Source organism: Streptomyces sp. NPDC060366 (genome assembly GCF_042725135.1).
Classification (GTDB): Bacteria; Actinomycetota; Actinomycetes; order Streptomycetales; family Streptomycetaceae; genus Streptomyces.
In genome coordinates this window covers 188,389-212,569 of the sequence record NZ_JBHXDC010000005.1, presented here as the reverse complement: position 1 = coordinate 212,569, position 24,181 = coordinate 188,389, and the positions used below count along the sequence as shown (strand labels likewise).

15 protein-coding genes are annotated in these 24,181 nt (G+C 72.2%); 8 read left to right on the top strand and 7 right to left on the bottom strand.

Features of this window, described 5'->3' with window-relative positions:
* The first annotated feature begins 47 nt into the window (after positions 1-47).
* The 7 genes from ACFWHU_RS15820 to ACFWHU_RS15790 all read left to right on the top strand — a co-directional run bounded on the left by ACFWHU_RS15820 (position 48) and on the right by ACFWHU_RS15790 (position 6,471).
* Positions 48-1,646, top strand: coding sequence for an ABC transporter substrate-binding protein (locus ACFWHU_RS15820; protein WP_387225265.1), 1,599 nt, complete (start codon positions 48-50; stop codon positions 1,644-1,646).
* A 23-nt stretch (positions 1,647-1,669) separates the two neighbouring features.
* On the top strand, positions 1,670-2,635 hold the full coding sequence (locus ACFWHU_RS15815) for an ABC transporter permease (protein ID WP_385798920.1): 966 nt from the start codon (positions 1,670-1,672) through the stop codon (positions 2,633-2,635).
* Positions 2,628-3,545, top strand: coding sequence for an ABC transporter permease (locus ACFWHU_RS15810; RefSeq protein WP_385798865.1), 918 nt, complete (start codon positions 2,628-2,630; stop codon positions 3,543-3,545). Before ACFWHU_RS15815 ends, ACFWHU_RS15810 begins: the two co-directional genes overlap by 8 nt.
* Positions 3,546-3,628: 83 nt before the next feature.
* Positions 3,629-4,558 (top strand): ABC transporter ATP-binding protein, encoded by a 930-nt coding sequence (locus tag ACFWHU_RS15805; RefSeq protein ID WP_387225400.1) that lies wholly within the window; start codon positions 3,629-3,631, stop codon positions 4,556-4,558.
* On the top strand, positions 4,551-5,213 hold the full coding sequence (locus ACFWHU_RS15800; protein ID WP_387225264.1) for an ABC transporter ATP-binding protein: 663 nt from the start codon (positions 4,551-4,553) through the stop codon (positions 5,211-5,213). Before ACFWHU_RS15805 ends, ACFWHU_RS15800 begins: the two co-directional genes overlap by 8 nt.
* Positions 5,214-5,317: 104 nt before the next feature.
* Entirely contained in the window at positions 5,318-6,175 is an 858-nt protein-coding gene (locus ACFWHU_RS15795) for a phosphatidylinositol-specific phospholipase C/glycerophosphodiester phosphodiesterase family protein (RefSeq protein ID WP_387225263.1), read from the top strand.
* 101 nt (positions 6,176-6,276) lie between these two features.
* On the top strand, positions 6,277-6,471 hold the full coding sequence (locus tag ACFWHU_RS15790; RefSeq protein WP_078073688.1) for a hypothetical protein: 195 nt from the start codon (positions 6,277-6,279) through the stop codon (positions 6,469-6,471).
* 11 nt (positions 6,472-6,482) lie between these two features.
* Here the strand turns inward: ACFWHU_RS15790 and ACFWHU_RS15785 are convergent, their stop codons facing one another.
* Positions 6,483-6,839 carry a DUF779 domain-containing protein gene (locus tag ACFWHU_RS15785; RefSeq protein ID WP_385798872.1) on the bottom strand — a complete coding sequence of 119 codons (357 nt, stop codon included), beginning with the start codon at positions 6,837-6,839 and terminating at the stop codon, positions 6,483-6,485.
* 196 nt (positions 6,840-7,035) lie between these two features.
* Here ACFWHU_RS15785 and ACFWHU_RS15780 point away from each other — a divergent pair, with 196 nt between their 5' ends.
* On the top strand, positions 7,036-7,806 hold the full coding sequence (locus tag ACFWHU_RS15780; RefSeq protein WP_385798874.1) for an SGNH/GDSL hydrolase family protein: 771 nt from the start codon (positions 7,036-7,038) through the stop codon (positions 7,804-7,806).
* An 84-nt stretch (positions 7,807-7,890) separates the two neighbouring features.
* Here the strand turns inward: ACFWHU_RS15780 and ACFWHU_RS15775 are convergent, their stop codons facing one another.
* From ACFWHU_RS15775 to ACFWHU_RS15750, 6 genes are read right to left on the bottom strand one after another with little or no spacing between them, the layout of a single operon-like run.
* Positions 7,891-9,804: an ABC transporter ATP-binding protein gene (locus ACFWHU_RS15775; protein ID WP_387225262.1), complete on the bottom strand. Its 1,914-nt coding sequence runs from the start codon at positions 9,802-9,804 to the stop codon at positions 7,891-7,893.
* 46 nt (positions 9,805-9,850) lie between these two features.
* Positions 9,851-11,035, bottom strand: a complete 1,185-nt coding sequence (locus tag ACFWHU_RS15770) for a glycosyltransferase (protein WP_387225261.1) — start codon at positions 11,033-11,035, stop codon at positions 9,851-9,853.
* Positions 11,032-11,844 (bottom strand): alpha/beta fold hydrolase, encoded by an 813-nt coding sequence (locus ACFWHU_RS15765; RefSeq protein WP_385798880.1) that lies wholly within the window; start codon positions 11,842-11,844, stop codon positions 11,032-11,034. The genes ACFWHU_RS15770 and ACFWHU_RS15765 overlap by 4 nt, the downstream gene beginning before the upstream one ends.
* 4 nt (positions 11,845-11,848) lie before the next feature.
* Positions 11,849-12,160 (bottom strand): acyl carrier protein, encoded by a 312-nt coding sequence (locus ACFWHU_RS15760; protein ID WP_078073682.1) that lies wholly within the window; start codon positions 12,158-12,160, stop codon positions 11,849-11,851.
* Positions 12,157-16,722, bottom strand: a complete 4,566-nt coding sequence (locus ACFWHU_RS15755; protein ID WP_387225260.1) for a beta-ketoacyl synthase N-terminal-like domain-containing protein — start codon at positions 16,720-16,722, stop codon at positions 12,157-12,159. The genes ACFWHU_RS15760 and ACFWHU_RS15755 overlap by 4 nt, the downstream gene beginning before the upstream one ends.
* Entirely contained in the window at positions 16,719-23,693 is a 6,975-nt protein-coding gene (locus tag ACFWHU_RS15750) for an SDR family oxidoreductase (RefSeq protein WP_387225259.1), read from the bottom strand. Before ACFWHU_RS15750 ends, ACFWHU_RS15755 begins: the two co-directional genes overlap by 4 nt.
* Between the last annotated feature and the right edge of the window lie 488 nt (positions 23,694-24,181).

The window sequence follows — 24,181 nt, the reverse complement described above, 5'->3', positions numbered from 1 at the left end:
CGAGTCGTTCGCAATAACGTTTGATCTTCAGTAGGGGTGTGGAATCCATGACCGCCCGTTCGATACGCGGCACGGCCGCGGCGGCGCTGGCCGGTTCGCTGGCCTTTGCCGCCGCGGCCTGCTCGAACCCGGACAGCGGCTCCGGCCCCGACGGCGGGGACCAGGAGTCCGCGGTCGTCGGGATCGCCTACGAGCCGGACAGCCTCAGCCCGCTGCTCGGCTACGGCAAGGACGGCAACTCCAAGCTCTTCGACGGACTGCTCGCGGTCGACGGCGACATGAACCTGAAGCCCGCCCTCGCCGCCGCGCTTCCCGAGGTCGGCGCGGGCGGTACGACCTACACCTACCGGCTGCGCGACGACGTGAAGTTCAGCGACGGCAAGCCCTTCAGCGCCGCGGACGTCGTCTTCACCTACCGCACCATCCTGGACGCGAAGACCAACAACCCGTCCAAGACCGAGCTGGCGGCGATCAAGGACGTCACGGCCGAGGGCGAGGACACCGTCGTCTTCACCCTCAAGTACCCCTACGCGCCCTTCGCCCAGCGGACCGTGCTGCCCATCGCGCCGGAGCATCTGGCGGGCAAGCAGGACGTCAACACCGGCCCGTTCACCACCAAGCCCGTCGGCACGGGGCCCTATCTCCTCACCAACTGGTCCAAGGGCGAGAAGATCAGCTTCAAGGCCAATCCGGACTACTGGAACGGCGCGCCGAAGGTGAAGAGGTTCACCATGGCGATCATCAAGGACGACGACGTCCGCGCCACCCGGCTGCGCGCCGGAGACCTCGACGGCGCGATCCTGCCGCCCAACCTCGCCAAGGGCTTCGAGAACGACAAGGGCCGGCGGACCTACTCCGCCACGTCGTACGACTACCGCACCGTCACCCTCCCGACCCACAACGAGGTCGCGGGCGACAACGCCGTACGCCGCGCGCTCGACGTCGCCGTCGACCGCGACACCATGGTCGACAAGATCCTCGACGGCGCGGGCAGGGCCGCCTACGGCCCGGTCCCCACCGACAGCGAGTGGTTCACCAAGGGCACCGAGCGTGCGCACGACCTCGCGAAGGCCAAGGGGATCCTCGACGAGGCGGGCTGGAAGGCCGGCCGGGACGGCGTCCGTACGAAGGACGGCGTACGCGCGACCTTCCCCCTCTGGTACCTGACCGGCGACAAACTCCGTCAGGACCACGCCCTCGCCTACGCCTCCGACGCCAAGAAGGCCGGCATCGACATCAAGACCCAGGCCGGCACCTGGGAGGTCATCGAACCGCGGATGAGGACGGACGCGGTCCTGGCCGGCGGCGGAGCCCCCGGTGACCCGGACTTCGACCAGTTCAGCCTGCTCAACTCCGGCCTCGCGGGCGACGGCTTCAACAACATGGCCTGGTACGACAATCCGGCCGTCGACAAGGCCCTCGACGCCGGTCGCGAGAGCGGGGACAAGCCGGCCCGCAAGGCCGCGTACGACACCGTCCAGCGTGAGCTGGCGAAGGACCCCGGCTACACCTTCCTCACCCACATCGACCATGTGTACGTCGTGAACGACACCTGGGGCACCCTCACAACCCAGGTCGAACCGCACGACCACGGCCTCGCGTCCGGCCCGTGGTGGAACGTCGAGAAGTGGGCCCGTACACCGTGAACCGACGCCTCCCGTGGGGGGCGATGGCCCGGATGACGGGGCGGCGGCTGCTGTTCGCCGCCCCCGTCCTGCTGGTCGTCACCTTCGGCGTCTTCGCCGTCGCCGCCGCCTCACCGTTCGACCCCGTCAAGGCGTACGCCGGCACCGCCGGGCTCAGCGCCTCGCAGGAGACCCTCGACCAACTGCGCGCCAACCTCGGCGTCGACCGGCCGCTCGTCGCACGCTGGTGGGAGTGGCTGACATCGGCCCTCACCGGCGATCTCGGCGACTCCAGCGTCATGCGCAGACCGGTCGCCGACGTGATCACCGAACGCCTCGGCTGGTCCGTGCTCCTGGCCACCACCGCCTTCGTCCTCGCGATCCTGCTCGGCACGGCGCTCGGTGTGGCCGCGGCCCGGCGCCCCGGCGGCTGGCTCGACCGCTGCGTCAGCTCGGCGGCCTACACCCTGGAGGCCGCGCCCGCCTTCTGGCTCGGACTCCTCGCCATCTGGTTCTTCGCCCTGCGGCTCGGTGTCCTGCCGGCCGGCGGGCTCACCGACTCCGGGAGCGACACCGTCACCTTCGGCCAGGTCGCCTCGCACCTGGTGCTGCCCGCGGCCGTGCTCGGCGTCTCGCAGATGCCGTGGTTCTACCTCTACGTACGACAAGGGGTCGCCGACGCCCTGGAGGAGGACCCCGTCCGCGGGGCGCGCGCCCGCGGACTGAGCGAACGCACCGTACTGCTCGGCCACGCCTGGCGCTCCGGCATGCTGCCGATGCTCACCCTCATCGGCTCCCGCGTCCCCGAACTCATCACCGGCGCGCTCCTCATCGAGACCGTCTTCAGCTGGCCGGGGATCGCGGCGGCCACCGTCGAGGCGGCGACCTCCGTGGACTTCCCGCTGCTGGCCGCGCTCACCGTGCTCGCCACGGCCGCCGTGCTCCTCGGCAACCTGCTCTCCGACCTGCTGTACGGACTCGCCGACCCGAGGGTGGGCTTCGATGGCTGACACCACCACGCGCACCACTCACCCGGAGAACGCGCCCAAGGCGGCGAGCGACCCGCGGTGGCGCTCACGCGGGCGCAGCCGCCGCTCGACCAGGAGCGTCCGCGCGCTCACCTCGGCCGTCGTCGTCACCGCCGTGGCCCTGGCCGTCCTCATCGTCCCGCCGGTCGTGCAGCTCGACGAACAGGCCGTCGACCTCGCGCTCAAACTCCAACCGCCTTCCCTCGCCCACCCGTTCGGCACCGACGACGTCGGCCGCGATCTGCTCCTGCGCTGTGTGTACGGGCTCCGCGTCTCGCTCCTCGTCGGACTGGTCGCCGCCCTCGTGGCCACCGTCATCGGCACGGCCGTGGGCGCCGCCGCCGCGGCCTTCGGCGGCTGGACCGACCGCGTCGTCATGCGTCTCGTCGACACCTTCTCCTCGGTGCCGCACCTGCTCCTCGGTATCTTCATCGTCGCGATGTTCCGGCCCGGCGTCTGGCCGGTTATCGTGTCGGTCGCCCTGACCCACTGGCTCTCCACCGCCCGGATCGTCCGCTCCGAGGTCCTGTCGCTGCGCTCGCGCCCGTACGTGGACGCCGCGGTCTCCGGCGGCTCCTCACGGTGGCGGATCACGGTGCGCCATCTGCTGCCGGGGGTCCTGCCGCAGGCGGGTCTCGCCGCCGTGCTGATGGTCCCGCACGCCATGTGGCACGAGTCGGCTCTCTCCTTCCTCGGTCTCGGGCTGCCCAGCCACCAGGCGAGCCTCGGCAATCTCGTGCAGACGGCGCGCGGTTCGCTGCTCGCGGGCGACTGGTGGCCGACGCTCTTCCCCGGACTGTTCCTGATCGTCCCGACGCTCGCCATCGCCGGCCTCGCCGGGGTGTGGCGGGAACGGATCAATCCGCGCCGCCGATCGGAGCTGATGCTGTGACCACGCCCTCGACACCTACGCCCGGTCCGGTGGCCGAGACGGCCCCCGTGCTGTCGGTGCGGGGTCTCGGCGTCCGCTTCCGGATGCGCGGCGGACGGCACATCGCCGCCGTCACCGACGCCACCTTCGACCTCGCCGCGGGGGAGTGCCTCGCGCTCGTCGGCGAGAGCGGCTGCGGCAAATCGGTCCTCGCGTCGGCGCTGCTCGGCCTGCTGCCGGGCAACGCGCAGACCACCGGAGCCGCCCTGCTCACCGGGCCGGACCCGGCGGCGCCCACCGATCTGCTCGCCGCCGACGAACGGATCCTGGCCCGTACCGTACGCGGCCGGCGTATCGGCCTCGTACCGCAGAGCCCCGCCGCGCACCTCACCCCCGTACGCACCGTGCGGTCCCAACTCGTCGAAGTGCTGCGCGAGTTGACGGGCGCCCGTGGCCCGGCGCTCGCCAAGGCCGCCGAGAGCGCCGCCGGACGGGCGGCCTTCCCCGCCGACCATCTCGACCGCTACCCGCACGAACTCTCCGGCGGTCTCGCGCAGCGCGCCGCGACGGCGCTCGCGCTCATCGGGGACGCCACCCTGCTGCTGGCGGACGAACCGACCACCGGACTCGACCGCGAACTGGTCGACCGCACGGCCGACGAACTGCGACGCCACACCGACGACGGCCGCGCCCTGCTGATGATCACCCACGATCTGGCGGCGGCCGAGCGGATCGCCGACCGCGTCGCCGTCATGTACGCGGGCCGGATCGTCGAACTCAGCCCCGCGGCAGGCTTCTTCGGCAGCCGGGGCCCGCGTCACCCCTACGCCCGCGGTCTGCTCGACGCGCTGCCCGAACGGGAGTTCACCGCCATCCCCGGTATGCCGCCCGAGCTGGGCGACCTCCCCGACGGCTGCGCCTTCGCCGCCCGTTGCACCCGGGCCAGCGACATCTGCGCCGGCCTGCCGGCCCTGACACCGGGGCCCGGCTCGTCCGTCGCCTGCCACCACGCCGAGGAGCGCGTCGATGCTTGAACTCCTCGGGATCACCGCCGGATACGAGCGCGGCGCCCCCGTCGTCAGGGGCGCGTCGGTCACCGTCGCGCCCGGCGAGTCGGTCGGTCTCCTCGGGCCCAGCGGCTGCGGCAAGTCCACTCTCGCCCGCGTCGCCGCCCTGCTGCACCGGCCCGACGCCGGCACGGTCACCCTCGACGGCGAGCGCGTCACCGGCTGGCGCCACCGCGCGCCGAAGGCGCGGCGCACCGCGATCGGCGTGGTCTTCCAGCAGCCCCGGCTGTCGGCCGACCCCCGGCTGCGGCTGCGCGACCTGATCGCCGAGCCGCTGCGCGCCAACGGCCGACGGGACGAAGTCGGTGACCGGGTCGGGGAGTTGGCCGGCACCGTCGGGCTCACCGACGACCTGCTCGGCCGCAGACCGCACGAGGTCAGCGACGGCCAGCTCCAACGCGCCTGTCTGGCCCGCGCGCTGGTGCTGCGCCCGCGCTGGCTGGTCTGCGACGAGATGACCGCGATGCTCGACGCGTCTACCACGGCCGCGCTGGTCACGGTGGTCGAGGAGTACCGGCGCGCGGAGGGCGCCGGACTGCTGGCCGTCGGCCACGACCGGGTGCTGCTGGAGCGCTGGTGCGACCGTACGGTGCGCTGGCCGGAGATCGCCGAGCCTGTCTGAATCACAGCCGTCGGGTCGTGGAACTCTTCGTAAGAGCCTGCCCCTTGAGGCGGTCGGCGGCGGATACTCGGCGAGTCGTCCGCCCCACACACCTCGGAGGCATCATGGCCCTCACCACCCGTCGCAGAGCGGTGACCACCATCGCCGCCGCGTTCGCCGGAGCAGTCGCCGTCCCCTCGTACGCGCGGGCGACGGAGCGCGGCGGCGGCCCCGCGCCGCTGCGCCGTGCCCACGCGCACAACGACTACCTGCACGAGCGGCCCCTCCACGACGCGCTGTCGCACCGCTTCACCAGCGTCGAGGCCGATATCTTCCTGGTCGACGGCGAGTTGCTGGTCGCCCACGAGCCCGAAACGCTCGACCCCACACGTACGCTCCGCTCGCTCTACCTCGACCCGCTGCGCGACCGCGTGCGGGCCAACGGCGGGGCCGTGTACCGGGGCCACCACCGGCCGGTGCAGCTGCTCATCGACATCAAGACGGACGGCGCCGCCGCCTACCTGGAGCTCCATCGCCAACTGCGCGCTTACCGCTCGATGCTGAGCACCTACTCCCACGGCGCGGTACGGCACGGGGCCGTCACCCCGGTCATCTCCGGTGACCGCGCCGCCCGCGTCCCGATGGAGGCACAGCGGGTTCGCCACGCCTTCTACGACGGCCGTCTCGATGACCTCGGCAGCACGGCACGCGCCTCGTTCATCCCGCTCATCAGCAGCAACTGGACAACGAGCTTCACCTGGCAGGGAGTCGGCACGTTCCCCGCCACTGAGCGCACCGAGCTGCACCGCATCGTCCGCACCGCCCACCGGCGGGGGCAGCGGGTGAGGTTCTGGGCGACCCCCGACCTCGCCGGGCCCGCCCGCGACGCCGTCTGGACCGAGCTGCTCGACGCCGGCGTCGACCACGTCAACACCGACGACCTCGCCGGCCTGGAGCGCTTCCTGACCGCGAACGACCGGTAGTCAACCCGTACGGCCTACACGCCAGTTGCACGAACAGCCCCTCCGCTCCGCCAGACTGACGGCCGAATGCCGCAATTCCGGCGCGGCGGAGGAGGTTGGCGATGGCCATTTCGATCTCACTGGTCCTGCTTCTGTTGCTACTCACCGTGATCTTCGTGCGCAACGGCGGACTCAAGATGGGGCACGCGATCGTCTGCGTGCTGCTCGGGTTCTTCCTCGCGGGCACGAGCATGGCCCCCACGATCCAGGACGGGATCAACTCCACGGCGAACGTGGTGAGCAGCCTCCAGCCGTGAGGGCCGGTGCCTCAGACCAGCCGTGAGCGGATCAGGAACCGCACCCCTTCCGGCGCCTCCAGAGAGAAACCGCTGCCGCGTCCCTCCACGACGTCCACGATCAACCGGGTGTGCCGCCATGCCTCGTACTGGCTCACCGACATCCAGAACGGCACCGGCTCCGTGACGCCCTCGACCTCCAGGGACTGGAGCAGTACGTCCGAGTTCCCCGTACGGAACTCACCGTCCTGGTAGCACATGGGCGCGCTGCCGTCGCAGCAGCCGCCCGACTGGTGGAACATCAGCGGTCCGTGGTCCGCCCGCAGTCGCCGTATCAGATCGGCGGCGGCGGGCGTCACCTCCACGCGCGCGGTCTCCTCTTGGCTCATACCGCCAGTGAACCGGACGCAACGTTGCATGAAGGTTGCGTGCATGACGGGGTGCCCCCTGAAATGCCATCAGATAATTTATGGCGAGGTATTCCGCAGGGTGTCGAGTGGTGCTATTTATATATAGTCCATGACCCCACTCATCGGAGAAGAATTCGTGCGCTCAAAAAGACCACTCATCGCCGCGCTTCTGGCAATGGTCGTAGCCGCAACCGTCGCCCCCACAGCGAGCGCGGCCCCGAAGGCGGACGGTAAGTACGTCGCCATCGGCGACTCCTACGCGGTCGCTCCCGGTACGCGTACCTACGACAACCCCGACGACCCGTGCCGGCGCGGTCCGCTGACCTACCCGCGGCTCTGGGCCGCCCAGCACCCGTCCGTCGGTTTCGTCGAGGCCTCGTGCTCCGGCGCGACCACGGCCGATGTCGCCAGCACCCAGATACCGCAGCTGACCGCGGACACCACGCTGGTAACGGTGCAGGTCGGAGGCAACGACGTCGGTTTCGTCGATGTCCTGACCAACTGCATCCTGACGATCGACGACGATGACTGCATCGCCGGCGTCGAGCTCGCGAAGCAGGCCGCCCAGGGCGCGCTGTCTCCCGCGCTCGCGCAGACCTACGGCGCGGTGCGGGCCGCCGCCCCGTCGGCCAAGGTCGTCGTCGTGGGCTACCCGCGCCTCTACAAGATCGGTGGTTCCTGCGGAATCCTCGGTCTCAGCGACGCGGAGCGTTCGGCCATGAATTCAGCGGCCGACGTACTGAACGACATTATGGCGAGCCGCGCCGCCGAGGCCGGATTCACCTTCCTGGACCCGCGTCCCGCATTCGATCAGCACGCGCTCTGCTCGGGCGGTTCGGAATGGGTGACGAGTCTGGAGTGGGACAAGATCAACGAGTCCTACCACCCGAATGTGGAAGGACACAGGGACGGATATCTCGCGTCCCTGAACGCCATTACCGGCTGACCCGATCGCACTGATCGAGAACGCTGAGAACGGCTGAGAAAAGTGAGGGCATTCCGCTCGAAGGCGGAATGCCCTCACCGCGTTTCACCGATTCACCGGCACCGGCTCCCCGGCCGGTCCGCCGACACCGGCGACCTCGGAGACGCCCGCCACCTCGGAGACATCCGCGTCGTCGCCGACCAGCATCTGGGAGGCGGCGAGTTCGCGGTACAGCACATCCGCCTCGACCAGCTCCTCGTGAGTCCCCGTGCCACGGACCCGGCCGTGTTCGAGCACCACGATCTGCTCCGCACCCGTCACCGTCGAGAGCCGGTGCGCGATCAGGATCACGGTGCAGCGCCGCGCCGCCTGCTCGACCGCCTCGCGCAGCGCCCGCTCGTTGTTGGCGTCGAGCTGCGCCGTCGCCTCGTCCAGCAGCAGCACCTCGGGACCGCGCAGCAGGGCGCGCGCGATCGCGAGTCGCTGCCGTTCACCGCCCGACAGCGCGACGCCCCGGCTGCCGACCTCCGTGCGCAGCCCGTCGGGCAGCCGCTCGATCAGTGAGTCGAGCCGCGTCAGCCGCAGGACCTCCGCCACTTCCTCGTCCGACACCTCCGACGCCGCGTACGTGAGGTTGTCCTCGATCGTGCCCGCCATGACGGGCGACTCCTGCTCGACGTAGGCGATCCGGCGGCGTACCTCGGCGCGGGGCAGCGTCGCGATGTCCACACCGCCGATCAGGATCCGGCCGGCCGCCGGCTCGTAGAACCGCTGGAGCAGGGCGAACATCGTGGTCTTTCCCGCTCCCGACAGACCCACCAGCGCGCTCTGGGTGCCGCCGCGCACCGTGTACGAGACGCCGCGCAGCGCGGGCGAGCGGTCCGGGTAGGCGAAGTGGACGTCCCTGAACTCGACCGGCGGCGCGTCCTTCCCGTCCCAACGGCCCACCCCCGCACGCCCGTCGACGCCGCCGTCGGAATCGCCGTCGACGTCGTCCTCGATCGGCATCCGCCCGACCTGTTCGATACGCCCCACGGCGCCCAGCCCCTGCTGAAGCATTCCGAGCCCCGCGACCAGCGAACCGATCGGACTCGCCAGATAGAACACGTACAGCAGGAACGCGATGAGCGCCGACGCCTCCAGACTTCCCGAGGCGACCAGCGCGCCGCCCACCCCGAGCACGGCGAGGAACGCTGCCTGGATGGAGACGCCGGACAACACCTTCACCATCGCCACGTACCGCGCGCCGGTCAGCCCCGCGCGGTACGCGCCGTCGACCGCCTCTCCCGCACGCGCCGTCTCCCGGCCCTCGGCGCCGTTGGCCTTCACGGTCCTGGCCGCGCCCAGCGCCCGGTCGAGCGCCGCGCCGACGGACCCGATCGACTCCTGCGAGCGGGCGACCGCCTCACGGATCCGCGGCAGGATGAGCACCATCACCAGCGTGACGGCGAGCAGCACCCCCACGGTCACTCCGAGCAGCCCCAGATGCACCAGCCCCATCAGGACAATGGCCCCCAGGATGCTGAGCACACCGTTGGCGACCATCACCAGACCCTCGGTCGCGGCGTTCTGCACGAGGGTGCTGTCGGAGGTGACGCGGGAGATGAGATCACCCGGCGCGCGGCGGTCGAGTTCGGGCACCCGCAGCCGGATCAGCCGGAACACCAGGTCCCGGCGGATCTGCCGGACCACCCGCTCCGAGGTGCGCTGCTGCCACCAGGACTGGAGCCCGGTGAGCACCGCGCCGATGACGACCAGCGCGGCCAGGAGCAGCACGGGCCCCATGACTCCGTCGCCGTCGGCCAGTCCGTCCAGTACGTGCTGCGCCACCAGCGGCTGTACGAGACCGGCACCGCTCGCCGCCAGCAGGAGGAGCAGGGTGGCGCACAGTACGAGCCGGTGCGGCCGGGCGTAACCGAGCAGGACCCGCAGTGGAGTTGTGCCTGACGTTCCGTCAGTAGTGCTCACCTCACCGGCGGGTTCGGTGGGGGAGTCGGTGGGGGCGGAAGCCGATGTCATGGGGGGTCCCGTGGTAGCGGTGGGGGAGTTCGGCGGGGAAGGGGTCTCAGCCGGACGCGGGAACGGGGGTGTGCCGTGCCGCGATCCGTTCGAGGTGATCGGCGGCGGCGGACCGGCCGCCGGCCGCGCGCAGCGAGCGGCCGATGGACTCGGCGACGGCCCGGTGGCCGCCGGCGTCGTCCAGCACGGTCTCGATCGCCGCCCCGAGCCGGGCGGCGTCCACGCGGCGGAAGCGGACGCGCACACCGGCGCCCGCGTCGACGACCTGCCCCGCGACGATGGGCTGGTCGTCGCGGATCGGGGCGAGCACCAGCGGCAGACCGTGCCACAGCGTCTCGCACACCGTGTTGTGCCCGGCATGGCACACGACGGCGTCGGCCCGTGCCAGCAGGTCGAGTTGAGGCACGTGCGGGCGCACGATCACACCGGACGGTACGGCTTTGAGGGTGTGGCCGGGATCGACCACGACCCCCTGCACCCGGTCGCCGAGGGCGTCGAGCGCGGTCACCGCCTCGGTGAGGAAGCGTCCCCCGGCATCCGCGTTGGCCGTGCCGAGCGAGACGAGAACGAGGCGACGGGCCGGATCGAGACGTTCCCACGGAAAGTCCGAACTCCCCGCTCGCGGGGCGACGGCCGGACCGACCAGATGGACGTGCTCGCTCGGCAACGGCTTGTCGCCGACCAGCTCCCGTCCCGTGAACGCGATCACGCCGTGCGGCGAGAAGCGCGGATCGCCCGTCGCCGACGGATCGCCGACGCGCGCCCGCAGACCGCCGAGGAGTTCGGCCAGCCAGGCGGCCACCTTGGGCAACTCCGCCAGCGGGTCGATGAGTTCGGCCGACGTGCTCGCGGAGGTGACATGCACGATCCCGCGCCGTTCGGCGACCAGCGCGCCCGCGACGGCGTGCTGGTCGGTGAACACGGCGTCGGGCCGGAACGCGTCGATCGCCGCGTCGACGCCCGGCGCCATCAGGTCACCGAGCGGGATGAAGAACTTCTCCCAGAGGTGCTGGAAGGCGGCGGGCCCCGCTAGGCCCGGCGGCCGGCTCAGCCCACTGTCCGGCATGGCGCACTCGAACACCTCGGCCCGCGGGCCCGCGAGCGCCCGGATCTGGTCGCCGTAGCCGGCCCACGCCACCTCGTGGCCCCGGTGGGTCAGTTCGTCGGCGACGGCGGCCAGCGGGTTGGTGTGCCCGACCAGCGGGGGGACGACGAACAGGAACCGTGTCACCGCACGGCCTCGGCCAGGGTGTGTTCCCGCACCCACCGCAGGATCAGTTCCTGGGTCTCCTCGGTGCGCTCGACCAGCACCGAGTGGCCCTGCTCGGCCAGGACCACGGTGCGGCACGACATCAACTTGGCCTCCAGGTCCGGCACTTGGGCGCTCAGCCCGGACTCGTCGCCGAAGATCGCCAGCACCGGGCAGCCGTTCAGTGCGTCGAGGCCGTCGTCGATGACCCGCCCGGCCGGCACGTCCTCGGCCAGGGTGGTCGTGGCCAGGATGCGGCTCGCTCCCCGGGAGAGCCGGGCGGTGTGCGCGCCGTGGTTCGCCGAGATCCAGCCGATGACCTCCTCGCGGGCGAGCTGGTTCTTCGCGTCGGTGAGCCCGTCGGCCATGTGCCGGGTCCACTCGGCGACCGGCGGCTCCGACTCGATCATCGTGACGGTGGCGACCCGGTCGGGATGCCAGGCGGCGAACGCGGTCGCGATCGTGCCGCCGAAGGAGTTGCCGACCACATGGACCCGGCGCGTCTCGCCGAGCGCGTCGAGCACGCCGACGAGATCCCCGACGAACGATTCGAGCCGGTAACCCGTGGGCGGCCGGTCACTGCGGCCGTGGCCCCGCAGGTCGTACATGATCACGTCGATGCCCGCCGCCGCGAACGCCGGGCCGAGCGTGAAGTAGTAGCTGGCCAGGCTGTCCGTGAGCAGGCCGTGGACGAACACCACGACCGGCGGTTCGCCGCCGTCGGCCGGCGGGTTCGCCGCGGGCAGCCGCTGGACGTGGGTGGTGATCTCACCGGTGTGTATCTTCGCCATCGGATCAGACCTGCCCGTCGGCGTGCAGGGAGGCGGCGACGTAGTCGATCAGCTCGCCGACCGTGAGCGCGATGATCTCCTCCAGGTCCAGGTCGGCGATGAACAGGGCGAGGTTGACCCGGTCGCCGTAGTGCTCGCGCAGCGAACCTGCCAGCGTCACCAGGTCGATGCTCTCCAGTTCGAGATCGTCGTGGAAGGTGGTCTCGCGCGTGATCTCGGCGTCGTCGAGGCCGTCCTCCTCCAGCATGGTCCGCAGCATCGCGGTGATGTCGCTCTGCACGGCCGCCGCCGTGCCCGCGATCGTTTCGGTGGTCATGTCCGATCTCCTGTCTGGTCTGTCTCGTTGCGCTCGGTCGTCGTCCAGGCGACGACGTACTGCCGATCCGGCAGCCCCGGCGGATTGGCTGTCTGTTCCACACGCACCTCGTAGAGCCGTCCCCCGGCCATCACACGCACGCGCCTCTCGTCGGCGGCCACCACCCGGAACTCCGCAGGGCGGCCCCGCAGACCCGTGCCGCGCGCCTTGGCGACGGCTTCCTTCGCGGTCCAGAACCGGGTGAACCACAGCGCGCCGCTGCCCGGTGACCGCGCCACCAGACCGTCGAGCAGGGCGAGTTCGGTGGTGTCGCACGAGGTCTCGACCGTGGCGCGCGGCCGGTCGGCGATCTCCTCGACGTCGATGCCGCAGATCCCGCGCGCGGCGACGGCCACCCCCGTCTCGCGGCGGTGCGCGATCGAGACCGTCAGCTCGCCCAGCTCACGGCCGTGTACACCCTCGGCCAGCGGGCGCCCCGTCTTGTCGTTACGTACGGCGATCTCGGCCGGATAGATCTCGCCCGCGCCCTCCCGCCACAGCAGCCCGCGCACCGCGTCCTTGGCCGCGATGCGTCCCAGGAGCCACTGGCGCCGGTGCACCGGCGGGAGTTCGTCGTAACGGGCCCGCTCGGCGCTGCCGAGCATGTTGCGCATGATCAGCTCGCGCGTCGCGAGATCCGGCCAGCGCTCGTGGACGATCGTCCAGCCGCCCCGCCGCTCCGCGGACAGGGTGTTGTCGCCCGGGAAACGGTCCACCGCGCGGATGTTGGCGTCGGTGTCGAAACGCCGGTCCTGCCAGCCCGTGAACTCCGCCCACACCGCGCCGTTCTGACCGATCAGCTGCATGTCGGCGGTGAGCGTGAGGTCGGTGACCTCGGTGATACGGATCAGACAGGTCAGCCGCTCGCCCGGCCTCGGGTGCGGCCCGTGGAAGCGGATGTGCTCCATACGGACCGGGAAGACGGTCGTGCGCTCGGTGAGCGTCGCCATGATCCAGTAGCCGAGCAGCTGACCGACGTTGTCGAGCAGTGCGCCCGGCGCCTCGGGTGTGGTCAGCACACCGCGTACCCAACGGTCGCCCACGGCGGTCAGCTCGCTGACACCCTGGAAGCGCGGTCCGTGGAACATCCACCGCTCGTCGTAGAGCTGCCGGGCCGTCAGGCCGGGCACCCGTTCGACGGCCGTGTCCACCGGCCACGGCGCGGGCGGCGCGGGATGCGCTGCGGCCAGCTCGACCACGGCGCGCGAGTAGCCCGTGAGGGACACCTCGACCCGGTCCGCCGCCAACTGCCTTACCTCCACAGGCACATCGACGGCGGGCATCGCCTCGATCCACTTCAGCAGGCGTACGTCGTGGACCGCGACCGCCCGTATGCCGGGTACGACGCGTTCGGCGATCTCCATCAGATGGCCGATGACGGTGGTGGCGGGGACGATCGGCCAGCGGTCGCCCTCGTCGGGCCAGCCCGGACGCTGCCGGAAGAAGCAGTGGTCGAGGAGGTACGGCATCTCGGCGACGTCCACGCGCAGGGCGGTGGGTACGGCGGGGGGAGCCGGGGCCGGTGCGGGCGGGGGCGCGGCGAGTGACGCCGCCGTCGCCGAAATCGCCCGCCGTGCGCGACGTGCCGCGATCAGCTCGTCCGCGACGGCCGCCGTGTCGTTCATCAGCGCCGACAGCTCGGCGGCGATCGGGAACCCGGCGCCGTCCCGGCCGAGCGCTTCCAGCCGTGCGAGCGCGCTGCCGTCGTCCAGGGAGCGAGCGGCCGGGGGATGACCGATGCTGTCGGCGAGCAGCTTCCTGGCCTGCTCGGGCAGCGACACCAGCGCCCCGCCGAGGTCGAGCCGTACGCCGGGCCGGGTACGTCCGGCGCTCGCCGGAGCGACGGCCGCGGTGGCGACGGCACCGGACCCGAGCAGCGGACCGGCGTCCGGCGCCGCGCCCTCCACCCACAGCGCGGTGACGACCCGGCGCAACTGCGCCAGACCGTCGCGCGCCGAGGAGTGCGCGGAGACGACCAGCCGGTCCTTGCCCGCCAGCGTGTCGTCGATCAGCGAGCCGAGCTGACCGGCGCCGAGCTGGATGAACGCGCGGTGCCCCGCGTCGTGCATCGCGGTGATCAACTGCCGGAACCGCACCGGTTCGAGCAGATGCCGGACGAACAACTCCCGTACCGCCGCCGGGTCCCGGGGATAGCGCGCGGCGGTCGTCGCCGACCAGACCGGCGTGGACTGCGGATGCAGCGTGTACGTCTCCGCGGCACGCCTGATCGGGTCGAGGTACGGGGCGAGCATCGGGGTGTGGAAGCCGGAACGGAACGGCAGCACCTGCCCGATCACGCCAGCGGTCCGGAACCGGTGGACCAGTTCGCCGACCGCGTCCTCGGGACCGCAGATCATCGACTGGTTCGGCGCGTTGTCGTGCGACAGCACGACGTCGCTCCGGCCCGCCAGTTCGGCGAGCACCCGGTCGGCGGGCATCCCGAGCACGGCGAAGGCCGCACCGGGCACGCGCAGCGCGTCCGGGTCGAAACCCGCGAGGAACGTGTCGACCTCGTCGGCGGCGTGGATCCCGCCGCAGGCCATGGCCGTCCACTCGCCGACGCTGTGCCCCGCGACCGAGTCCGGCACCACCGACAGCCGGCGCAGGGCCGTGTCGAGGAGCCGTCCGAGCTGGAACACCGCCGCGCCGTGCCGGCCCACGTCGCCGACCCTGGCGTCGTGCCCCGGCGACCACGTCAGCCCGAACCGCTCGGCCAGGGAGTCCACCTGGGCCTCGAACTCGGCTTCGAGACCGGGGAAGACGAACGCGGTCGTGCCGCCGCCGGGCCCGAGCAGCGGACGCGGGCTGAACCACACGTCGCTGCGCCCGCGCCAGGCCGCGCCCTTGGTGACCGCCTTCCTGGCCAGCTTCAGCCTGCGAGCCGTCGGGTCGACGATGCCCAGCCTGACCGGCCCGTCGGCGGTGGCGCGCTCGTCGAGACCGGCCGCCAGGACCGTCGAGTCGTCCGCGTCCAGCAGCGCCGCGAGCGTCGCCCGGTCGGGAGCCGCGAGCCGTAGCACCCGCTCCGGTTCGGTGACCGTCGCCGTCGCCCGCGCAGTACGCCCGCCGACCGCCACACTCCCGCCGGCCGGGGCCGACGCGGAGACGGCCGGCGCCGCCTGCTCCAGCACGACGTGCGCGTTGATGCCGCCGAAACCGAACGCGTTGACACCCGCCCGCCTCGGCGCGCCCGTCGCCGGGTCCTCCCACGGCGCGGACCGCGCCAGCGGGGCGAACCTCGTCGCCTCCAGCGCCGGATTCGGGTCCTCGCAGTGCAGCGTCGGCGGCAGCACCCCGTGATGGAGCGCGAGCGCCGCCTTGATCAGACCCGCGACACCGGCCGCCGGCATCGTGTGGCCGATCATCGACTTCACCGACCCGATCGCGGCACGCGCGCCCACGGCGGGGCCGAACACCTCGGCCAGGGTGGTCAGTTCGGCCCGGTCACCGGCCGGGGTCGCCGTACCGTGCGCCTCCAGCAGACCGATCGCGTCGGCCGCGCGCGGGTCGAGACCCGCCGCGTCCCACGCCTGCCGTACGGCACGGACCTGCCCACCGGGATCGGGGTTGAACAGACTGGCCGAACGGCCGTCGCTGGCCACGCCGGTACCGGAGACCACCGCGTACACCCGGTCGCCGTCGCGCTCCGCGTCCGCCAGCCGCTTGAGCACCACGATGCCCGTGCCCTCGCCGATGAGCACACCGTCCGCGCCCTGGTGCAGCGGGCGGATCCGCTCGCTCGGCGACAGCGCGCCGAGCTGGCTGAACACACTCCACAGCGTGATGTCGTGGCAGTGGTGCACCCCGCCCGCGAGCATCACGTCGCAGCGGCCACTGGCCAGTTCACGAACCGCGTGGTCGACGGCCACCAGCGACGAGGCGCACGCGGCGTCGACCGTGTACGCGGGGCCGCGCAGGTCGAGCCGGTTGGCCACCCGCGACGCGGCCAGGTTCGGCACCAGTCCGATCGCCGACTCCGGCTGCTCCGGGCCGAGTTGACCGGCGAACGCCGACCGCACCTCCTCCAGCCGGTCGTCGCCGAGTTCCGGCGCCAGCTCGCGCAGGGTGCGCACCAACTGGTTGGCCGTACGCACCCGTTGGTCGAGCCTGACCAGACCCGGCGTCAGATAGCCGCCCCTGCCCAGCACGATTCCCGCCCGCTGCCGGTCCGCCGGCAGCACCGGCTCGCCACCGGCGTCGGCGATCGACTGGTGGGCCACGTCCAGCGCGATCAGCTGGTCGGGCTCCGTCCCGGCGACCGATGTCGGCATGATGCCGAACCGCGTCACGTCGAACTCGGCGCTCTGGTCCACGAATCCGCCCCGGCGGCAGTACACCCGGTCGCTGCGCGGGGGCCCGCCGGGCGCGTAGAACTCCTCGTCCCAACGGCCCGCGGGGACTTCGGTGATCGAGTCGACGCCGTTGACGATGTTGTGCCAGTAGCTCTCCAGAGTGTTGGCGCCGGGGAAGTACACAGCCATGCCGACGACGGCGACCGGTGTCCGGGAGTCCACCGGTGTCACCAGCCCGACGCGGTGTAGACGGCCGCGTGCACCTGGGGCGCGCCCCAGGCGAGTTCGCGCAGCAGACTCAGGGGCCCCTCCTCGGGGTCGATGAGCTTGATCCCGCGTGCGGCGTACGAACGCATCAGCGCGGGGGTGACCATGCCGCCGTTGGTCTCGGCGGCGGCCCACGGGCCCCAGTGCACGGTCAGACCGCGCCGGTCGTCCGTCGACCAGCGGCGGCCCAGCTCCTCCAGCGCGTCGTTGGCCGCCGCGTAGTCGGACTGACCGCGGTTGCCGAGCGCCGCGGCGATGCTGCCGAACAGCACGGCGAAACGCGGGCCGCGCGGCAGTACGTCCACCGCGTCGAGCACGGCGCGCGCGCCGTCGACCTTCGTGGAGAACACCCGGCCGAAGGACTCCGCCGACTTCTCGGCCAGCAGCTTGTCCTCGATGACCCCGGCCGCGTACACGAGACCGTCGAGCCGGCCGTGCTCGGCGTAGATGTCCTTGACCGTGGCCCGTACGACCTCCGTGTCGAGCACGTCCACGCAGTGGTAGCGCACCTCGCTCCCGAGCGCCCGCAGGGCCTCGACGGTGGCGCGCACCTCGCGTTCCGCGAGGACCGCCCCGACCAGGCGTTCCACCTCGCCGGGATTGGTCAGACCGGTGGCCAGGAAGGCCGCCCGCAGACCGTCACGGTCGGCGGCTCCGGCCGTTGCCGGGTCCTCCGCCGGCGCGGGCACCGGGGTCCTGCCCATGAGTTCGATACGGCACCGGCTCGCCGAGGCGATCGTGCGGGCGAAGCGCGCGGTGATCCCGCGCGCGCCGCCGACCAGCAGGACGACCGACTCACGGTCGAGCCCCGCGGCCTCCGCCTCGGCCTGGCCCTCGCCCGCGGGGCCCGCGCCGGTGGCGGCGAGCGCGCCGAGATCGGTCGGGGTCAGCCGCAGCGCGCGCCGCTTGCCGCCGTCGTTGAGGACGACCGGTTCCCGGTCGGTGGCGGCCAGTTCGAGGACGACGGCGTCGGACACCGCGTCGGCGGTCGCGTCGGCCGCCACCTCGACGAGGGTCGTCTTCATGTCGGGGTACTCACGGGCGACACTGCGGAAGAAACCGCGCAGACCGCTGGCCGCGCCCTCGGTCCTGCGCTCGACCGCGACGAGCGTGCCCGGCGCGCCCGCGAGCGCCGCCTGGAACAGCGGGAGAGCCTCGGGGAGCGGCGGCTCCGCCGCGTCCAGGGTGCCCAGGAAGACGACGGCGTCGGCGGTCGCCGTCGGCAGTTCACCGGCCGGTACGAGCGTGGGCGAGGCACCGGCCGCGCGCAGCCGCTCGGCCAGCGCGGGCGCCGACTCGCCGCCGCCGAGCAGCAGTACCGAGGCCCCGGCGGCGATCGTGCCGGTCACCTCGTCCAACTGGGCCTCGGTGAACTCCAGTCGCTGCGGCGCCAGGATCTCCGCCTCGGCCGTGTTGTCGTCCGCCGGGACCGTCTCCACCACCGCCGGGACGTCGGCGGCGGCCGACGCGTCGGAGCCGGTGAGCCGTTCGACGAGCAGGCCGGTGATTCCGGCGGCGGTGCGCGCCGTGCTGAGACCGTCCAGTTCGCCGCTCGCGTCGACGGGCAGGCCGAGGCGTACGGCCAGTTCACCGGCGATCTCGGCGCGCTTGATCGAGTCGACGCTGAGGTCCGCCTCCAGATCGAGCTCGGGCTCGATCATCTCGACCGGGTAGCCGGTGCGGTCCGCCACCACGGTCAGTACGGCGGCGAGCACCGACTCCGGGTCCGTCGGCGAGGTGGCCGCGCCGGCCTCCGCGACGGTAGCGGTCGCGGGCTCGGCGCCGTTGACGGTGCTGGGGCCCGCCGCCGCGGTGGGGGACACGGCGGCGGGCAGTGTGAGGACCGACGGTGCGGTCGGTGCGGCGACAGCCGCGGGCTGCCAGGTGACGGGAGCCGGGGCCGAGACGGCGGCCACCGCTCCCGGGCCACCGAGGTAGGTCATCAGGACGTCGCGCTGGGCGGCGACCAGGTCGCGGCTGGTGCGCAGGAACTCGGCGACGAGAGCGTCCGGTGCGCTGTGGGGGGCGTGGGGGGAGTGGTTCTCCGGCACGATCAGCTCCGTAACGGGTCGGGCGGGGTGCAGGGCGTGGGGGGGAATGGTTCCGTCGGCGAGACGGACGAGCTGGCCGTCCACGGTCCAGCCGGGGCTCCGCTCGGCGACGGCCGTCTCCGGATCGACCGCGTCCCGGCCCCGGAAGAGCCTGCCGGTGCGGACATCGGCCCCGCTGACGGCGAGTTGGGCCAGGGCGGTGAGGAAACCGGACAGTCCGCCGCCCCGCCCCCCGTCGAGCGGAATCGTGCGGTGGGGACGGTCACCGAGGACGGCCGAGACCAGACGGCTCAGCACACGGCCCGGCCCGACCTCGGCGAAGACCCGGGCACCGGCCGCGTACATGGCCTCGATCTGCTCGGCGAACCTGACCGGCGAGCCGATCTGGGCGGCGAGCCCGGCACGTACCCCGGCGGGGTCCGTCGGATAGGGCTCGGCCGTGCGGTTGGCCCACACGTCGAACGCGGGCGGATAGACGGTCAGTTCGCCGAGCCGCTCGGCGAAGGCGTCGCCCGCGCCGGCCAGCAGCGGACTGTGGAAGGCGCACGCCACCTGGAGCGGTTTGACGGAGTGTCCGGCGTCCCGCAGCCGCGCGACCGCCGCGGTCACCTGCTCGGTCGGCCCCGAAATGACCGTCTGGGTGGGCGAGTTACGGTTCGCGGCCACCACCTCACCGGCGAGACCGGCCAGCCTCAGCACCTCGTCGACCTGTTCGGGCGACGCGGTGACGGCGGCCATCGTGCCGGGGTCGCCGCCCGCCGTCCGGCCCAGGATCGCCTCGGCGCGCTCGGCGCTCGCCGTGATGACGTCTCGCGGGGAGAGCGCCCCGGCCACCCCGAGCGCGACCAGTTCGCCGTAGCTGTGCCCCGCCGCCATGGCCGGACGCACGCCGACGGAGGCGAGCAACTCGGCGGCGGCGAGTTCGACCACGCCGAGCGCGGGCTGGGCGACGGCAGTGTCGGTGATACGGGCCAGCTGGCCCGCCTTGCCCTGCTCGCCGAAGGCGGCCGGCGGGTGGAGGACATCGGCCCAGCGCGCGCCGAGCTGGAGATAGCGCTGCAACTCGGGGAAGGCGACGAAGAGTTCGGCGAGCATCCCCGGACGCTGGCTGCCCTGACCGGGGAACAGGAAGGCCAGTTTCCCCTCACCGATGTCGGCCGACTGCGCAACCTCAGCCCTCTGAGCCGTCTCGGCCGCTTGAGCCGTCTTGGTCGTCTCGGCGTTCTCGGCCGAGTGGATCCCCGCCTCGGGCGCGTGTTCCCCCTCGGCAGCGCGGCGCAGCAGTTCGGGCAGTTCGGCGAGGCTGTCCGCCACCACGGCGATCCATACGCGCTCGCCACGCACCGCGGCCCGGTCGCTTCGCTGTGCGGCGCTACGCGCGTAGTCGCGCAGCCTCCACCGGCCACCCTTGGCGAGGAGGTCCTGAAGGGCCCGGACCGACCGTCGGGCGGCCTCGGCGTCCAGCCCCCGGAACGTGAAGAGTTCGGCCGGCCAGGCGTCGAGGGAGTGCGCGGGTGGAGCCTGGGTGTACGCGCGTAGAACGGCGTGGAAGTTGGTGCCGCCGAATCCGAAGGCGCTCACTCCCGCGACACGCTCCGCCGGCTCCACCGCCCACGGCGTCGCCGTCGTGTGGAAGACGAACGGGCTGCTCTCCGACTTCCAGGCGGAGTTGGGCTCCTTCAGATGCAGGGTCGGCGGCTTCACACCGTGGTACAGCGCCAGCGTCACCTTGATCAGTCCGGCCAGGCCCGCGGCGCACTTGGTGTGCCCGATCTGGGACTTGACGGAGCCGACCGCGCAACTGGCCACCTGTGCACCGGCCTCGGTGAACACGTCGGTCAGCGTGCCGAGTTCGGTACGGTCCCCGACGACCGTCCCCGTGCCGTGGGCCTCGACCAGCCCCACATCGGCGGGCGAGACACCGGCGTTGCGGTAGGCGCGGGTGAGGGCGGCGTGCTGGCCCTCCGGGCGGGGCGCGGTCAGACCGAGCGCGCGGCCGTCGCTCGCGCTGCCAACCCCGTCGATCACGGCGTACACCCGGTCACCGTCGCGCTCCGCGTCCGCGAGGCGCTTGAGCACCACGCAGGCCACACCCTCGCCGAGCGCGATGCCGTCGGCGGCGGCGTCGAAGGTGGCCGAGCGGCCGGTGGGGGAGAGCGCGTGGACGGACGAGAACAGCAGATAGTCGTTGATGCCGTTGTGCAGGTCGGCGCCGCCGCACAGCACCATGTCGCTGGTGCCCGCGACGAGTTCCTTGCAGGCGACGTCCACGGCGGTGAGCGAGGAGGCGCACGCGGCGTCGACGGTGTAGTTGGCACCGCCGAGGTCGAGCCGGTTGGCGACCCGTCCCGCGATGACGTTGGCCAGCATCCCGGGGAAGGAGTCCTCGGTGAGCCGGGGCAGTTGCTCGTCGAGCGCGGGCGGGATCGTGCCGATGTAGCCGGGCAGCACCGTACGCAGCGTTGTCGCGTTGGACAGGTCGCTGCCCGCCTCGGCGCCGAACACCACCGACGTACGGGCGTGGTCGGTGCCCTTCGCGTCGTACCCCGCGTCGACGAGCGCGCGTCGCGCGGCCTCCAGCGCGAGGAGCTGAACCGGTTCGACCGCGGCGAGCGAGGCCGGCGGAATGCCGTAGCGCAGCGGGTCGAACGGGATCTCCGGCAGGAAGCCGCCCCAGCGTGAGGGGGTGCGCTCGCCGTCGCCGTCGGGCGAGTAGTAGCGCTCCTGGTCCCAGCGCTGGGCCGGGACCTCAGTGACGCAGTCCTTGCCCGCGAGGATGTTGGCCCAGAAGTCCGCCAGGTCGGGTGCGCCCGGGAACATGCCCGCCATGCCGACCACGGCGACCCGCAGCGGCTCGGGAGCCGGCCGCTCGTCCGTGGCGCCGATGCCGAGCGGACCGCGCAGTTCGCCGGCCCTGACGCGCAGCCGGGCCGCCGCGCCCTCGGTCACCGATGCGTGCAGCGCGGCGACGGTGGTCACCGCGTCCCGCAGGACCACGACCTCGCCGGCCATGAACATGCCCTCTTCGGCCTGCCGGGTCTCGTCCACGGCGAGCAGGTCGTCGCCGACGCGCTCGATCCCCTTGCTGGCGAGCCGCAGCCGGCCGACGTTGAACCGCTCCAGGCGTTCCCAGATCTCCCGGTCGGGCACGCCCTGTTCGCGCAGTTCGTCCTTGAGGGCGGCGAAGTCCTCGCTGATGGCGCTGCGCGCGCACCGGGTGGCATGACCCGGCGCGGTCTCCAGCAGATCGGTGCGCTCGGCGTCGAGGATCCGGCGCTGGAAGAGCGGCTGGATGGCGCCGCCGCGTACCGCCTCCTCGGTGAAGAGGTAGGCCGTGCCCATCAGAACGCCGAACGCGACACCGGCCCGGGTCAGTGGGGCCGCCAGCGCGGCGGCCATCGCGGCCGACCGCTCGTCGTGGATGCCACCGGCGAAGAGGACGGTCAGTTCGGCGGCCTTGTCGCCGGTCCTGTCCCCGGTCTCGGCGAGGAATTCGAGCAGGACCTCGGTCTGCGCCTCCCACAGCGGGAAGCTGTTGCGCGGCCCGACATGGCCGCCGCACTCGGCGCCCTCGAAGATGAACCGGCGCGCGCCCGCCGCCAGGAACTGCCGCAGCAGACCGGGGGACGGCACATGCAGGAAGGTCGTGATGCCCTCCGCCTCCAGCGCGGCGGCCTGGGCCGGCCTGCCGCCGGCGACGATCGCGTGCGTGGGCCTGAGCTCCCGTACGACGTCGAGCTGCGCGGCCTTGATCTCCTCGTCGGCGAAACCGAGTATCCCGACGCCCCATTTGGCGTCGCCGAGCGCGTCGCGGGTGCGCCGCAGCATCGAGCGGGTCCGGTCGGCGTTCGCCAGGGCGAGCGCCAGGAACGGCAGACCGCCGTCGGCCGCGACCGCCGCCGCGAAGGCGGGCTCGTCGCTGACGCGCGTCATCGGCCCCTGGGCGATGGGCAGTCGGGTGCCGAGCGCGCGCGCTCCGGCCGACCCGGCGGCCAGCGCGGCGGCCGGCGCGTCGTCGCCGAAGGCGTCCGCCATGGCGGCCCCGATGCCGCGTACGGCCTCGGCCACCGTGCTCCAGCGATCGGCGAAGGAGGCGGCGAGGAAGGCGTCCTGGCCGAGGGGGACGAACTGGGTACGGAGATCGTCCGTACCGATCCGGGCGGCGAACTCGGCCTGATCCGAGGGGAGTTCGGGCGCACCGGGGCCACGTCGGCGCAGCACGCGCGTCCCGTGGTGAAGCACGGTCTCCGAGCCGTCGAGCCCGGCCAGCACCCCGGCGAGTTCGGTCGGCAGCCCCGCCTCGTCGAACAGCGCGAGCTGCGTGTCGAGCACGACACCGGCCGCGCCGCCGGCGACGGTCGCCGCGGCGGTGTGCGGTCCGATGCCGCCACAGGCCCAGACGGGCAGATCCAGAGCCGGTTCGGCGAGCACCTGCTGGAGCAGGACGAAGGTGCTCAGCTCGCCCGCGCGTCCGCCACTCTCCGAGCCGCGCACGATCAGCCCGGACGCACCGGCCTCGGCGGCGCTCAACGCCTCCGCCAGACAAGTGACTTCGACCAGGACGCGGAGGCCGGCGAACTCGGCGGGCGACCGCGCGGGGTCGGCGAGGAGCACCGTGTCCACGAGTTCGGGCAGCTCACCGGCGGTCGCGGAACAGCCTTCGCGTACACGGACGCCGAACGGCATGGACGACCAGCGGGAGGTCCGGTCGAGCAGGTCGACCACCTCGCGGGGGTCCTCGACCGGCAGTTCGAGGACACCGGTCGCGCCGGCCGCGGCGGCCGCGGCTGTCAGTCGTGGGGACGGCCGTTGAAGAGGGTTGATCACGATGACCGAATGCGGCAGGGAAAAGTCGTTGGACCAGGAAGGTCCTGGAGTCCGCATGAACTCTCCAGTTGCGGGGGGCAGTTGTGGGGATTGGCAGTTAAGTAGCCGCGCTTCCCCAGAGTCAACCGATCGCAGAGAGTGACCGTCCCCATTTGTCGAACATCTGTGCGACTTTGGCGCGCGGTGGATTCGGGCAGACGGGGGGTTGGGGGGCGTTTTTCATGTGCGTCATCCGTGGATCATGTCGTTGATATCGACCTGACATGCTCGCGGAACGTTCACAGCGGATCCGCGCCCGAAGCTGTGCTTCAGATCACAATAACTTTCTCGATGGGTGTCCGGTTCCGGCCTTATGGCTACGCAGCGTGATGGATCTCCGGCGAGTCGGCCCGATGACCTTGATGAGTCGGTTTCGGCAGTTCAGCGGCGTGAAATGGCCGGTTGCGGCGCTTCTGGAAACCTTCTTTCGCAGCGTTTCGACGCTCAATGTCCACGGAGAGACGAAAGATTGGCGACGGAGCGCAGCCGGGAACCGTCCCGCCGCG